We start from the raw sequence: 14,258 nt of genomic DNA on the forward strand, positions 1-14,258 counted from the left end.
AACCTATGGAACAACCAACAGTAATTACAATTCAGACCAGCATCGAAGCCCCTGTGGCCAAAGTCTGGGAAAAATGGAATACCCCGGCAGATATTATCCAATGGAATGCTGCTTCTGACGACTGGCACACCACAAAAGCCGAAAACGACCTGAGACCGGGCGGCACTCTGTTGTCCAGAATGGAAGCCAAAGACGGAAGTATGGGCTTCGATTTCGGGGCGGTTTATGACCAGGTAATCACGAATGAACTCATCGAGTATACCCTTGGCGACGGCAGAAAAGTGAAGATCGTTTTTGAAACAGAAGGCGACATTACCCACGTGACCGAGTCTTTTGAAGCAGAGAGTCAGAATTCTGTGGAATTACAGCAATACGGCTGGCAGGCCATTCTGAATAACTTCAAGAAGCACGTAGAGGCGGGATTGTAAGATTTAAAAAAGGAGAATTCTGATGAACTCTCCTTTTCCTTTTCACATCTTCTTATCGACCTTTTTTAGTATTTTTGATGATCATTAATCCTTTAAAATGATTTATCTGAAGCGTTTTTTTATCAAACACAGCCAGTTACTTCTCTATGGCCTCAGTTTGTCTTTGTTACTTTTCGCTCTCAAATGGCTGCAATGGAAATTCATGATCATTGAAAACTCCGTTGATATTTATGTGGGGCTGATCGCCGTCTTCTTTACCCTCCTCGGCATCTGGGTGGCTCAGCAGATGACCAGGCCCAAAGTCACCATCATCGAAAAAGAAGTGTATGTTCAGCATCCGATAAGTTTTGTCCTGAATGAAGAAGAACTTTCCCGGTTGGGGTTAAGTCCCAGGGAATGGGATGTTCTTCAACTGATTACCCAGGGTCTGAGCAATGCCGAAATTGCGGAAAGACTATTCGTTTCATTAAGCACCATCAAGACCCACGCCTCGAATGTGTTCCTCAAAATGGAAGTTAAAAGCAGGACACAAGCCATCGAAAAAGCAAAGAGGCTGAAGATTACTCCTTAACCTCTCTTATTTAATCTTTCGCAAATAACACTTTTATTGAACGAACTTCCCTGATCCATCGGGCTTGTTTCTTGTCCTGCGGGGCAATGATCCGAAACGGACCTTCGCCTGCCGGAAGCGGGGCTCCGTCTTTTTCAGTCACCAGCAGAACAACATTGGAAGTAAATTCAGGATCAATTTCAGGCAAAGAATAAACCACTTCGTAGCCATCTGCCGCCTGGATCAGCACCAGCTTGGCCAGGTTTTCTCCTCTCAGTTTGGCCCCGGTGGTTACCCCTGCCTTTTCAAGTACTTCAATAAGGGCTACTCCTTTAAATTCGTGTTCCTTACCCTCTCTGTCTTTTACTTTGTGACTCAACGGTTTAAAAGCAGTCAGGTCTTCCCTTTTAAGTTCAAGCGGGGTCAGCACTTCACCGCTGACGGTAACCACCGCTGCGTTCTGGGCCAGAACAAACAAAGGGCTGCAGCATAGTAAAATAAGTAAGGAAATGTTTTTGAATTTTATCATTGTTTTAAAGATTAATCCGGATCTGAGAATGCCGGGTTATTAATAAATGTCGTATCGGTGAGCATGTTTAAAAAAGCCAGGATATCCGCCTTTTCTCCGGAAGTCAGCATCAATGTCCTGCCTCCTTTTTCATTGGAAACGCCTTTCAGAAAACTGCTGAGTGTCGGACTGTCCCGGATGTGTTCGTTGTAATGATCAAGTACCTCGTCCAAAGTTCCGAACCTGCCGTCATGCATATAAGGGGCTGTCAGGGCGATATTTCTTAAAGTCGGCACCCTGAAGCGTCCTTTGTCTTCAGCCTGACGGCTGACAACTTCCCGGCCGGAATCCGCAGGTTCAGCATCCAGTCCGTTGTTATGAAAAAGCTCTTTGAATGTTTTCGGCCCGCCGTGGCAATGTCCGCAATTGGCTCCCCTGACCTGTCTTTCGGGAGCAGGGGCGTCCATAAAGAGGTTCATTCCCCTCAACTCCTGTGGTGTCGGCTGGTAGGTTCCGGCCAGGTAACGGTCGTAAGGAGAATCGGCAGAAATGAGTGTCCGTTCAAACTGAGCCAAGGCCTTCCTGATTTTATCTGCGTCGATATCGCCTTCTCCGAAAGCTTTCCTGAACATTTCCCTGTAACCGGGCGTTTGCTGAAGTTTTCTGACAGAAGTTTCAAGCGACTGCCCCATCTCATGTTCGTTGGTCATCGGGAAAACCGCCTGGTCCTCCAGGCTGGCCGAACGGCCGTCCCAGAAGAAATTACGTACCCAAAGCAGGTTGACCAGTGACATGGAATTTCTGCTGGTGAGCGACTTATCCACCCCCACACTGAAAGCGAGGCCATCTGTAAAAGCCAGTTTCTGCCGATGACAGGTACCGCAGGACATCGAATTATCAGCAGATAACTTCTTTTCATAAAACAACTTTCTTCCCAGGGCAACCCCCTCCCTGGTAGTAGGATTGTTTGAGGGCACATTTATCCTGCCACCAAAATTGGCGGGGTATACAAGCGGATAGGGTTCTGCTTTATTATCAGCAAAACGGAGGCCGCTGATAAGAAAACACACAACAAAAATGCTCAAAATCAGCCAACGCACATTCAAAAATTTATGACCTCGGTGAACCGGCCCGGTCCTGATTTGAGCACTCCTTTTCATGTTAAAAATGATTATGTAACAAACTATTAAAGAATTTACCTGGGGCTTCACGGTAGATTTCCAACACGAAACCGCTTCCCGGCCAGGTATTGGATAAATCAGTACGGTTAAATTTTTCGATGCATTGGGAAGAGAGGCTCTGGTGGCTGTCTTTCACCGAGTCTCCGGTAATTTTGACTTCACTCCTGTCGGGGGTTTCCGAAGGCTGACTCTGTGCAAAGGCCTGAGTAGAGACAAGACCGAAAATCAGTAGTCGTTTTTTCATCATTTATCGATATGTATTTAAAGATATATCGCAAATATAGAGAAGAAACTCGGGGGAAAAAAGGAGAAATGGAAAACGGAGGAAGCAGGCCGGAAGTTATGGAATCGTCCTGATTGTTTGTTAAAAGTGTCAGATAAGGTTGAGCAGGTCTTTTTCGGCTTCTGCTACGGCTTTAAGCTTGTTTTCCAGGCTCTTATAGGCTGCAATGACCTGCTTTCCGGTTTCGGTGATTTCGGCACCTCCCCCATTCTGACCGCCTTTCTGGGTGGTGACAAAGGGATTTTTCCCTATAGTATTCATAGCCATCACCATAGCCCAGGCTTTTTTGTACGACATACCCATTTGCTTCGCCGCTTTTACGATAGAGCCTGTTTCCTGTATGCCTTCCAGCAATTCGAGCCTGCCGGGACCGAAAAACTTGACATCATCAACAAAAACCCAGTGACGGAAACTTATTCTGATGTTCTTTTCCATGATATTTTCAATATAATGATTGACGGTCTGTGTTTAAAAATGTTCTGCTATATAAGCCCTCGCCTCTTCCTGTGTATAAAAAGAAAAATTACGGTAACGATGATGCACATCGATGATTTCTTCGAGGGCTTCTGTTGCCAGCTTCTGGTTTTCCCAGTTTTTGAGGTCGGCCACTACGGTTTCAAGACATCCCTTTTTATAGGCAATCTGCCCGATGACATGCACCAGTGTTTTATAAACCCTGGCCGGTTTGTCCCATTGCAGCTCTTTCAGCAAGGGTAAAATATCCTGGGGATGTGTTCTGCCCCTTAGTTCTATCCCGTGACAAATCTCTCTTCTGATCTCCTTGTCCTGATGATGGAGATACAGCCTTGCCCAGCTTAACAGCGGTTCAGGGTTTACCTCTCCCATCTTTTTCATGGAACCGATCACGGCATTTCTGACCGAGTGGTGTTCATCAAAAAGCCCCTCATCAAAGAATTTCCGGACAATCTCAAAATCCTTTTTCCCGATTTCTCCGGCGGCATTGACTACGGTCTGCCTTACTTTGAAGTCAGGTTCTTTGAAAAATTGTCGTAACAGAGCCAAAAATGCCGGTTGCAGTTCCGGACGAAGCAGGTACAACCTGCCAACCGCCAGATAGGCCGTTTTACGGATGTAAGTATCCTCATCTGAAAAATAGGCCAGTGTTCCGGTCAGATTTCCTGATGTTACGTCCTTCTCTATCTGCCCGGTCATCTGAGCCACCAGCTCCACCCGCTCTTCCTTGCTCAAATCATAAAAAGCCATAAACCCTGATTTATCTTGTGCCCCATTCCCACAAACCAAACAATACTTTTTTATCCAGAGGATGTCCGGATTGTTTCAAAGAAAGTACAATTTGCCCGCGGTGATGCGATTCGTGTGAAATAATATAACCCAGGAAACCTACCGGGTGCGGTTTGAAGCCTTTGATCCTGCCTTCTTCCAGGCCTCTGTCAATCATCTTTGAAATGGCTTCCCCGCTTTTAATCAGTTCTTTCCGCAGGATGTCTTTGGTAATGTTATCTTTCTCAATTTTGATAAGTCCGTCCAGCAGATCAGGGGCCGATGCTTTTAACCACATCAGCCTTACATTATGGATATGAGCCAGCTGCTCTCCCACTGTCCTGCCCCTGGAAGCAGAAATATCCGGAAAATGAGCCTCTTCGATGGCTTCAAGAAGATATAAGTTTATCCTGTTGTTAATATCCCAGGTATCGGTGATCTGCTCCATCTTTACTTTAGATTACTGGCTCCAAATATACATAAAATCAATATTCATCAGTATATCTCCACCATGAGTGTCGAGTTTGCCGGGATTGTTATTTCTTCCTCAAATTCCAGTGAGAACTCCCGTCCGTTCATCTTCACGGCCGTTTTCACATGTTTGTTATCAAGAAGCACCATCACGTTTTTTAATTTGCCCGCTCCGATTTTCTCCAGGCACAAATTCTTTAGTTTCAGGGTCCCGTATTTAACCTCCAGACTGTGATTCTGCTTGCTTTCTGTCTTTTTCTGACCGTAAGTACCCCACCCTTCTGCTGCCGTAAATGCCGACCTGAAGTGCTCAGGCTTTATTTTCGGAGCAAGTTTAAGATAGCCTTTCGGGCCGTGATACTCAAAACCTGAAGCAGTGATGAAGGCTCCGTAACTGGCCATCGCCCTGGCGTAATGATCGCTGCATTCCACCTCATTGAAAGGGTTTCTTTTCTTCGCATGATATCGGTCGTGGATGGTTTTGATCAGCAGCAAGCCTTCGTCAGTCATGCCCTCGGCGATCATGTGTGCAGCCACCTGGTGTTCAAACCCGCTCATGCATTCATGAAAATAGGTCACCTGCCAGGCATCTTTTACGCCGAAAGGTTCCGGGTCATTTTTGGGATTGGTATTCATCAGCAGGCCGCCTTCTCCGGGCAAAGCATAAGGCCGCCCGCCATGGTGCGTTTGGAGATAAGGCCCTACGTCGGTGAGAAAATTATATTTCCACAAGGCTTTCAAAGCCGACATTGTTTTTTCTTTATCAATGATCCTTTCTTTTATGCCCACCTGGTAGGCCCAGGCCTGGCCGTATACCTGGTCGATGTGGCAGGTATCATAGGAGCCCAACACCGTTTTACCGATTTTCGGATCGGGCTGATGAATGAAATATTCTCCGTTAAACAATTCCTTTTCCATAGCTGATTTCCCTTTTTCAGCAAATGCCTTACAGGTCCGGGCAAACTCATGATCTCCCATCTCTTCAGCCATCAGTTCTCCTGCTTTAGCGGCGGCTACACACAAACCTACCAGCCAGGCTATTGCTCCGGGCCACTTGGCGTCGAGGGTATTTTCAAGCTGTGAGTCTACCATCCCGTCGCCGTTCCGGTCCTGTTTCAGTATAAATTCAATCGCCAGCCTGGTTTTGAGCCAGTTTCTTCTTAAAAAGGCGTCATCCTTACTCATCTGGTGCTCGCGGTAAATTCCTAAAACCCGTCCCGCCTGCCCGTCAATGGCGGGTTGCTGATCGTATTCTGCCCTGAAGCCGATGTGTCCGTCTTCGTGAAAACCAACGCCGAGGTCCACCCGCTCGCGGGTGTCTCTTTCCAGGGCCGGAAAAATCCGGGCCATGGCCTGGGCATATTGCCAGACGTGGGTACAGGTTCCGGCACACGAGCCCACCCCTTCCCAGGCATAAAACCGGCCGGAAGAAAAACGGTGTGCGGTAGTGGTGGCCAGCGTTGAAGTATTCAGAAAGGTACGCTCCAGAAACCACCAGGGCAAGGTACTTTGCTGATACCAGGTATCACACCAGGCCTGCGTCTGAGAAGACAGCATGGCAAAATTCTTCATGACATATTCTCCTACTTCAGCCGAAGATTTGAATTGCTTTGCATAAAATCTTTTATCCTCGTTTTTAATGGAATAAAATGACAGGTTCGGAAAATACCAGGTAAAAGCATAGTGCAGGTCTTTAGATTCCCCCGCCGCAAGCATAAAGGTATTGTTTACAGAACCGGTCAGTTTCTCATTAAAATTGCCGGTGCTCTGAGCTTTATTCTCCTTATTAAACAGGGTTTCATTCTTAAGGTCTGCACCTGTGTTGACCATAGTATCCTGATTAAGCGAGAAAATGCTGAGGTTACCATAATCAGATTTATGATAATAGGCGTCGTCAGCCCAGTTTTTGTTTCTGACACTCATCGTCACCCCATTTTTAAGAGGCTGATTGACACGGGTGTACTGGTCATCAGCAGCGGTATAAATCGCCGCCTTATTTTCAAGCCAGCCTGTTAATGAAACATTTACACCGGCTTTGGTTTTGTTTTTCAGATGAAAGGTGTAGACCGTGGCCGGAAGCCCGGAGTTTACTTCATCCAGCGGGATAAAAGGGGAATAGACTTTCAGGGACACCTCCACCGGAAATTCTGAAGAGGTATACCGGATCGTGGGCATAGGATAGGTGGCGTCAAAAGCTATTTCATCCCAATCTTCCGCCAGAAGACGTTTGATGACCGTTTTCCCTTCCCATTCAGCTTTAATGGCAAAACCCTGATCCAACGGACGGACATCCTTGACAGGTTCTACATAATTGGCCCCGTCAAAAGGCCTTAAAACGGCCATATTCCCCTGGATTTTTTCATGCCACGGGATATCCTTATAAATTACCCCGGTCTGATTTTTATTGAATATGTCCCAAAGCCAGAGCCGCCCGTCGCCACCGAGATAAACACAGCCGCAGGCAATCCCGCCGACGGGCATACCTATGTATTGAAGTTCATTTTTACTTTTCAGATAGGTGGTCACTGTGCCCCGCTCTTTGAGTCCCTTGCCTTCTTCAGACAAAAAAACCTGTCCGAAATCCGGGTATTTCAAAGCCATCAGCCCGGCAGTAAGCATTCCGGATGTTTTTATAAAATCTCTTCTGTTGTTTTTCATTGTTGTACCCGTGGTTGAATTATTCGTCTTTCGTTTGAGGGTTTTCTTCAAACCACTGAACAATGGCGGGCATATTTCTTTCAAAACCGCCGGGGATAAAGAAATTAAGCAGCCCGGCCTTTTCATCAGATCGGTTCTCAAAATCGTGCATGGTGCCGGCAGGGATCATGAAAAAAGCTCCTCTCCCGGCTTCAATCCATTGCTCTCCTATCAGAAGAGAAGGTCTGCCTTCCAGCACATAAAAAACTTCGTCATTGGCTTCATGAAAATGAGCTCCGGGACCTGTGGAGTGGGGTTCGAGCCACCATTCTGAAATGCTGTAGCGGCTTTGGGTTTCTTCTTCGTCGGCTTTAAAGACAGCTTTCATACTGCCCATGTCGTATTTTCTTCCTTCACCAGGTTCCAAAAAAATGGAGCCCTGCGGCAGGTTCTGAGTTTCAGGAGGCATATTCTGAGTTTTTCGGTTGAACAATCCTATAAATATAATTTACTTCTCATCTCCTGAAAAGCAATTACAGAATTATTTAACCCGCCTCAGGGGAAGGATAAGTGGAAAAGATTTTTCGGAAGTATCAGCTCAAATTTCGTAGAACTCCATCGGCAGATGATCGGGATCTTCAAAAAAGGTGAATTTTTTACCCGTAAACTCATCCACACGGACAGGCTCACAAGCGACTCCTTTTTCTTCCAGGTATTTTTTGGCGGCTTCCACATCTTCTACTTTGAAAGCGACGTGACGCAAACCAAGAGCTTCGGGCCTGGAAACCCTGGCAGGTGGATCCGGGAATGAAAACAGTTCTATGAGATAGTCCCCGTTCAGCGACAAGTCCAGTTTATAGGATTGCCGGGCTTCACGGTAAACTTCCTGCTGGACTTCAAATCCGAGTATCTGCGTATAAAACGCCTTGGACCGTTCGTAGTCCGAGCAGATGATGGCGATGTGATGTAAGCTTTTTAGTATCATAGTAGAATCGTGCCTCGAGGCACGATATTACGGTACGACGTTACGGTAGTACACGGTTCGGAAGAGCCTCCCCCTTTAAGCCGGCGATGACGTTTTCTACCGCGAGTCTTGTCATTTCCAGCCGGGTTTCGAGCGTAGCCGAACCAATATGCGGCAATATACAGACATTCGGCATATCGAGCAAAGGATTCCCGGCTTTCATCGGTTCCGGGTTGGTTACGTCCAGACCTGCTCCCCAGATGATTCCTTTTTCAAGGGCCTCAGCCAGGTCTTCTTCATTGTGAATCGCTCCCCTGGCGGTATTGATAAAAATAGCGTCTGGTTTCATTTTGCTGAAGACTTCCTTGTTAAACATCCCCCTGGTTTCATCCGTAAGGGCGGTGTGAACCGTCAGGACATCGCTGTTGGCCAGCAATTCGTCAAAGCTCACTTTACGGGCGTTCAGATCTTGTTCAGCTTCGGGGTTATTGCTCCGGTTATAATAAATAATGTCCATGCCATAAGCACTCTTGCATAGACGGGCCATCTCGAAACCGATTTTACCCAGACCGAACACGCCGAGTGTTTTGCCATACAGTTCTTTGCCCAGGTTAGCCGTAGGATCAGAAAAACCCCACTCGCCCTTTTCGATGGTCTTGTGCATGTAGAAGGCCTTCCTTGATGTGGCAAGCATCAGCAGAAAAGCAGTATCCGCCGTGGCTTTGCTCAGTACGCCGGGGGTATTTCCCACCGGAATATTCAGCCTGGCAGCTTCTCCTATGTCCACTTTATCATACCCTACTGAGTGTAAAGAAATGACTTTCAGGTGACTGCAGGCGTTCAGAAAATCTTTATCAAGTTTGTTGGCTCCGAGAAAAAGTAAAGCATCGTGGGCTTTGGCATGTTCTATGAGTTCCTGCTGGGTGAGATCGCGTTTTTCGGTCCATTGGGTATACTCAATGCCCGCTTCACGCAGTTTTTGGAGACCACTCTCAAAAATGGCCCTGGTAATGAAAACTTTCATGGTGGTTAATCAGATTTCTTTAAAAATACTATTTCATGACTTTAAAAACAACGAAAAACCAGCCCCGGCCTTATATTTTTTATGGAATGGTTTCTGATAAAAACAACAAATGCCGGAAACCCGGCATTCATTTTAATATAATTTCGGTGCTGCATTGAGCATCGGGAACTGTCTTTGGTGCCAGTAAGGATAGATCGGCGGCACTTCACTGACGGCGTCGAGCCTCTTGACCTGCTTTAAAGTCAGGTTCCAGCCTACCGCTCCGAGGTTTTGTTTCAGTTGCTCCTCGTTTCTGGCTCCGATAATGATATTAGAGATGGTCGGGCGTTGCAGCAGCCAGTTGAGCGACACCTGTGCCACACTTTTACCTGTCTCGGCAGCGATCTCGTCCAGCACATCCAGTACATTATAGAACACTTCGTCCGAAAACACTTCTCCCGGCACAGGGCTGCCTCCCTGGGTTACCCTCGCATTGGCCGGCAGCGGCTGGTTTCTTTTGTATTTTCCGCCAAGGCGACCTGCAGACAAAGGACTCCACACTATCGTACCGACATTCTGGTCAATACCCAGCGGCATAAGTTCCCATTCAAAATCACGGTTCAGAAGTGAATAATAAGCCTGGTGGGCGATGTATCTAGACCAACCGTATCTTTCCGAAACAGACAGCGATTTCATCAGGTGCCATCCGGAAAAATTGGAACAGGCAATGTACCTTACTTTACCACTTTGGACCAGGTTATCCAGAGCTTTTAAGGTCTCTTCTACAGGGGTATTGGCATCAAAACCATGCATGTGGTAAATGTCGATGTGGTCTACATTCATTCTCTTAAGACTTTCTTCTGCTGATTTCACCAGGTTAATTCTGGAAGAACCGAAGTCGTTGGTCTCATCGCTCATCGGGAAAGTGGCTTTGGTCGAAATCAATACTTTGTTTCTCAATCCGACAATGGCCTTACCGAGTATTTCTTCTGAAATGCCTTTTGAATACACATTGGCGGTATCAAAAAGGTTGACGCCCGCGTCAAGGCAAAGGTTGACCAGGCGGGTGGCTTCGTCTACCTGTGTTGAACCCCAGGCTTTGAAAAAGTCGTTGCCACCACCAAAAGTAGCCGTACCGAAACTTAAAACGGGAACCCTTAGTCCTGATGCCCCAAGTTGTCTATATTCCATAATTTATTGATATTAAAGTGTTTTAAAAGCATATTAAACATCAGTGTGATCAGTAAGGCGACAATACAGCCCACAAAAACACAAGCCACACGCTGCAACACCAGGCTCCAGTCTTTCACCTGTTCTTCCTGCAGCAAAACGATGATCAGGGCAGCCATGGCCGCCCGGGTGGCGTTATTCAACCGAATCAAAGTACCGATCAGAATCGTGGCTACAATCCCCGCACAAAGTAACAATAAAGTAGGAAAATCCATAAAATAAAGAACCAAACCAACCGCTCCGCCCAATAGATTGGCTTTCATACGGTCATAAGCCAGGTGATTGCTGCTTTCGGGTGAGGTGGCGACCACCACCGAAACGAGGCTCCAGTGAAACGGATACTGAGGAAACTGACGATAAAGAACATAACATACCACTACCCCGGTCAGACATCTTAAAACATATAGAAAAGTAGCAGCAGACAGATGAAAATCAAAACGGTTATTATTCATGGAAGTATCTGTAAAATCAGAAGAAGACATTTAAGGCATCTGCATTAAAACCGTCTAATTCTTATATTTAGAACACTTATCCGTGGGCCGCTTGTTCCCCGGAAAACACAATTTCAGGAATATTATTACGACCTGTTTTTTACCCTGATTTCGATCCAATTCTTTCTATTTAAAGTGCTTTTACAGGCCCGTTAATTCAACAAATACGTGACTTCCGGGATGTATTATTCTTCAAATTCCTAAAACTTTCCCAAATTGGGCTGTAAATTTAGCCTATGAAAATTCTGATTATCGAAGACGAACCGGATTTGCTCGACAATATGGTGCAGTCTCTCCAAAAAGAAAAATTCCTGGTCGAAACCGCCGATACTTTCCTTTCTGCGATGGATAAAATATCGATGTACGATTACAGCTGCATTTTGCTGGACATCAACCTGCCCGGCGGCAGCGGCATGGACGTGCTGCAGGAAATCAAAAAACTAAAAAAAACCGATGGTGTGATCATTATATCGGCCAAAGACTCGCTGGACGATAAACTCACCGGCCTGACTTTCGGGGCAGATGATTACCTTACGAAGCCTTTTCACCTGGCTGAACTGAATGCGAGAATCAACGCAGTGCTCAGGAGAAAGACTTTTGACGGACAAAACACGGTTTCATTAAAGAACCTGGACATCAATTATGACAACAGGACGGTTGAAATTGACGGTGTTCCTTTAATCCTCAACCGCAAAGAATATGACACGCTGATCTATTTTATCAGCAACAAAAACAGGCTGATCACCAAAACCGCCCTGGCCGAACACGTGTGGGGCGACCAGACCGACGAGGCCGACAACCTGGATTTTATTTATTCACAAATCAAAAACCTGAGAAAAAAACTGAAGGAGAGCAATGCAGAAATTGAGATTCAGGCGGTGTACGGGATAGGATATAAACTGTTAACGGGGGATTGATGCGGCAGTAGCTGTTGGTTATCAGCTTTTAGCGGTTAGCCTTTAGCAATCAGCTAAGCAGACGCTATAAGCAACTTCTCTACCGGAATGAATCCTGTAAATCTTCCATTCTATTACTTCTCTTACGCACTCCCGCCAGGCAAAGCCCAGGCCGGACATGCATTCAATCATTCAAAAATCACTCATTCACCATTAATACAATGAAACTCCTCAATCATACTTTATTATATCTTTCAGGCTCACTGCTGGTCATCATTACCATCTGGGCGGGGATATTCTATGTCAATATGCTTGACGAGGTGCATGACAGCATTGATGACGGTCTGGAAAATTATAAAATACTGGTGATCCAGAAAGCCCATACAGACAGCACCATCCTGCACAAAAACATTTTTGACGAAAGCAATTATGCCATCAGGCCTATTCCATCTCAGGAAGCTGCTCATATCAAAGAAACTTATGTGGATACCCTTATGTACATGCAGAATGAAGAGGATTACGAACCTGTCAGGTTATTAACCACCGCATTTTGTTTAGAGGGGAAAGGATGCTACGAACTTAAAATCATTTCGTCGATGGTGGAAGAAGACGACCTGATCGAAGACCTTTTTTATGCTTTGGTATGGCTGTATATTGCCATTATTGTCTCGGTGATCCTCATTAACAATGTGATCCTTAAGAAAATCTGGCAGCCTTTTTATCTGCTGATCGACCAGCTCAGGAACTTCAGACTAAGAAACGAAAAGGTTTTTACAGCTCCGGAAACCAAGGTCGCGGAATTCAAAGACCTCAACGAAACGATACTGGCCTTGCTGCAGAATAACCTGGAAGCCTACAACAGCCAGAAACAGTTTATCGAAAATGCAGCCCACGAACTGCAGACCCCGCTGGCCATCAGCATCAACAAACTCGAACTGATGCTGGAGCAACCTTTGCAGGAAGACCAGGCAGGTACAGTTGCCGGAGTCATCGAAAACCTGGAAAGGCTGACGCGGTTAAATAAATCACTTTTGCTGCTGACTAAAATTGAAAACAAACAGTTTACAGAGGAGGATCCGGTCAATTTCAATGAACTCATCAGTAAACAAAAAGAAAACTTTGCCGAACTTCTCGACTACAAAGCGATCGAACTGGACGTAACTTCAAACGGCATTTTTACACAAAACTTTAACCGCGACCTGGCAGATATGCTGGTCACCAACCTGCTCAAAAACGCCATTATCCATAATCATAAGGGCGGTCGGATTGATATTCAAATCACTGAAAATCAGATCAGTTTTTCAAATACCGGCAGTGAGCGGAGTCTGGATAAGGATAAGATTTTCGGGCGGTTTTATAAAACCCACGAACAAAAGTCGTCCACCGGACTCGGGCTTGCCATCGTGAAGGCCATTTCTGAATTGTTCCATCTGAAAGTGCAGTACGAGTTCGACGGATTGCATCATTTTATCATCAGGAAGTAAATAATTTCCAGGAGGGCCTGATCATCCCAATTGTTTCCTAATTGCCTGTCTAACATTGTATCAAAAAACGACAGCAATGAAACAATACCTTACTTACTTCCTGCTTTTTCTGGCATCTTCCGGTGCTTTCGCACAAAGCGACAACAAACCTGTCAAAATCAGTCATGCCGAGCCTTTATACATCGACCTGATCCGTGACCTCGGGGCCCGGAAAGGAGAAAAAGAAATCAACGTGGGCTGGATCATGGAAGACCAGAATACATTTATTACTCAGAGCGGGTTTGCAGAATTTGAGTTTTCCCCCGTCAACCGTCTGGGTCTTGAAGTTGAAGTACCGTTCCGGTTTTCGCATACCATAAGACCGGATCATACAGACGAGGTCATTCCGAAGGACAAGGTGGAAGGTGTAAAAATGGCGGCACAATATACTTTCCTGGTATCCCCGAAAAATCAGCTTTCGGCTGCTTTGGGCTCTATTTATGAAATCAACCTGCATTCTTATGCCACTTTTCGAAAAACCCGCTCGCTGGTAAAAGGGAATACCTTCAATCCTTTCCTGATTGTCGCTAAAAAATGGGGAGCTGTCAATACACTTCTTTATACAGGTCCATCTTATTATCAACAGTTTAACTCTGAGGTACGCGAATTCAATTACCAGGTCAACCTGAGCATGCATTATGTTCTGCCCTCTTCCAATTTTATAGGGGTTGAGCTCAACCATGAAACCTCCGGAAAACAGAAAATAACGGTCATTCATCCGCAAATCAAAGTTAAAATAGCCTCAGGCCTTGCTATAGGATTTGCTACAGGAATTCCGGTGAATGTGAAAACCCAGAGCCTGAGTTTCCTGACCCGTCTCATTTATGAGCCGGGCCGTAAGAAGTAACTCC

At 45.9% G+C, this 14,258-nt stretch carries 17 protein-coding genes; 5 read left to right on the forward strand and 12 right to left on the reverse strand.

The features are described from left to right. The first annotated feature begins 5 nt into the window (after window positions 1-5). Both GVN16_RS24795 and GVN16_RS24800 read left to right on the forward strand, forming a co-directional pair. A complete protein-coding gene (locus tag GVN16_RS24795) occupies window positions 6-428 on the forward strand; it encodes an SRPBCC family protein (RefSeq protein WP_166566667.1) in 423 nt (140 codons plus the stop codon). Window positions 429-525: 97 nt separating this feature from the next. After that, window positions 526-999: a response regulator transcription factor gene (locus GVN16_RS24800; protein WP_166566668.1), complete on the forward strand. Its 474-nt coding sequence runs from the start codon at window positions 526-528 to the stop codon at window positions 997-999. Window positions 1,000-1,009: 10 nt separating this feature from the next. Here GVN16_RS24800 and GVN16_RS24805 read toward each other — a convergent pair whose 3' ends face one another. The 12 genes from GVN16_RS24805 to GVN16_RS24860 all read right to left on the reverse strand — a co-directional run bounded on the left by GVN16_RS24805 (window position 1,010) and on the right by GVN16_RS24860 (window position 10,979). Continuing rightward, a complete protein-coding gene (locus GVN16_RS24805; protein ID WP_166566669.1) occupies window positions 1,010-1,507 on the reverse strand; it encodes a molybdopterin-dependent oxidoreductase in 498 nt (165 codons plus the stop codon). Between the two features lie 11 nt (window positions 1,508-1,518). After that, a complete protein-coding gene (locus GVN16_RS24810) occupies window positions 1,519-2,586 on the reverse strand; it encodes a cytochrome c peroxidase (RefSeq protein ID WP_310587469.1) in 1,068 nt (355 codons plus the stop codon). A gap of 61 nt (window positions 2,587-2,647) precedes the next feature. Next, window positions 2,648-2,914 (reverse strand): hypothetical protein, encoded by a 267-nt coding sequence (locus GVN16_RS24815; RefSeq protein ID WP_166566671.1) that lies wholly within the window; start codon window positions 2,912-2,914, stop codon window positions 2,648-2,650. 126 nt (window positions 2,915-3,040) lie between these two features. Beyond that, window positions 3,041-3,385 carry a winged helix-turn-helix domain-containing protein gene (locus GVN16_RS24820; RefSeq protein WP_166566672.1) on the reverse strand — a complete coding sequence of 115 codons (345 nt, stop codon included), beginning with the start codon at window positions 3,383-3,385 and terminating at the stop codon, window positions 3,041-3,043. Between the two features lie 33 nt (window positions 3,386-3,418). Continuing rightward, the gene (locus GVN16_RS24825; RefSeq protein ID WP_166566673.1) at window positions 3,419-4,174 is read right to left on the reverse strand and encodes a HEAT repeat domain-containing protein; all 756 of its coding nucleotides are present in this window, start codon (window positions 4,172-4,174) and stop codon (window positions 3,419-3,421) included. 10 nt (window positions 4,175-4,184) lie between these two features. Beyond that, the gene (locus GVN16_RS24830) at window positions 4,185-4,640 is read right to left on the reverse strand and encodes a DinB family protein (RefSeq protein WP_166566674.1); all 456 of its coding nucleotides are present in this window, start codon (window positions 4,638-4,640) and stop codon (window positions 4,185-4,187) included. Window positions 4,641-4,687: 47 nt separating this feature from the next. Further along, on the reverse strand, window positions 4,688-7,321 hold the full coding sequence (locus GVN16_RS24835; RefSeq protein ID WP_166566675.1) for a GH116 family glycosyl-hydrolase: 2,634 nt from the start codon (window positions 7,319-7,321) through the stop codon (window positions 4,688-4,690). A gap of 19 nt (window positions 7,322-7,340) precedes the next feature. Further along, complete coding sequence (locus tag GVN16_RS24840) at window positions 7,341-7,769, reverse strand: cupin domain-containing protein (protein WP_166566676.1); 429 nt, start codon at window positions 7,767-7,769, stop codon at window positions 7,341-7,343. Window positions 7,770-7,898: 129 nt separating this feature from the next. Then, the gene (locus tag GVN16_RS24845; RefSeq protein ID WP_166566677.1) at window positions 7,899-8,285 is read right to left on the reverse strand and encodes a VOC family protein; all 387 of its coding nucleotides are present in this window, start codon (window positions 8,283-8,285) and stop codon (window positions 7,899-7,901) included. Between the two features lie 40 nt (window positions 8,286-8,325). Beyond that, window positions 8,326-9,288, reverse strand: a complete 963-nt coding sequence (locus GVN16_RS24850) for a D-glycerate dehydrogenase (RefSeq protein ID WP_166566678.1) — start codon at window positions 9,286-9,288, stop codon at window positions 8,326-8,328. Between the two features lie 132 nt (window positions 9,289-9,420). Next, complete coding sequence (locus GVN16_RS24855) at window positions 9,421-10,458, reverse strand: aldo/keto reductase (protein WP_166566679.1); 1,038 nt, start codon at window positions 10,456-10,458, stop codon at window positions 9,421-9,423. Further along, entirely contained in the window at window positions 10,425-10,979 is a 555-nt protein-coding gene (locus GVN16_RS24860) for an aromatic acid exporter family protein (RefSeq protein WP_166566680.1), read from the reverse strand. Before GVN16_RS24860 ends, GVN16_RS24855 begins: the two co-directional genes overlap by 34 nt. Before the next feature lie 245 nt (window positions 10,980-11,224). On the opposite strand from GVN16_RS24860, the gene GVN16_RS24865 reads away from it, so the two are divergent. The 3 genes from GVN16_RS24865 (at window position 11,225) to GVN16_RS24875 (ending at window position 14,254) form a co-directional block, all read left to right on the forward strand. Further along, complete coding sequence (locus tag GVN16_RS24865) at window positions 11,225-11,905, forward strand: response regulator transcription factor (protein WP_166566681.1); 681 nt, start codon at window positions 11,225-11,227, stop codon at window positions 11,903-11,905. A 200-nt stretch (window positions 11,906-12,105) separates the two neighbouring features. After that, window positions 12,106-13,368 carry a HAMP domain-containing sensor histidine kinase gene (locus GVN16_RS24870; RefSeq protein ID WP_166566682.1) on the forward strand — a complete coding sequence of 421 codons (1,263 nt, stop codon included), beginning with the start codon at window positions 12,106-12,108 and terminating at the stop codon, window positions 13,366-13,368. A gap of 76 nt (window positions 13,369-13,444) precedes the next feature. Then, a complete protein-coding gene (locus GVN16_RS24875) occupies window positions 13,445-14,254 on the forward strand; it encodes an HAEPLYID family protein (RefSeq protein ID WP_166566683.1) in 810 nt (269 codons plus the stop codon). The last annotated feature ends 4 nt before the right edge of the window (window positions 14,255-14,258 follow it).

This window comes from Emticicia sp. CRIBPO (assembly GCF_009905725.1).
Taxonomy (GTDB): domain Bacteria; phylum Bacteroidota; class Bacteroidia; order Cytophagales; family Spirosomataceae; genus Leadbetterella.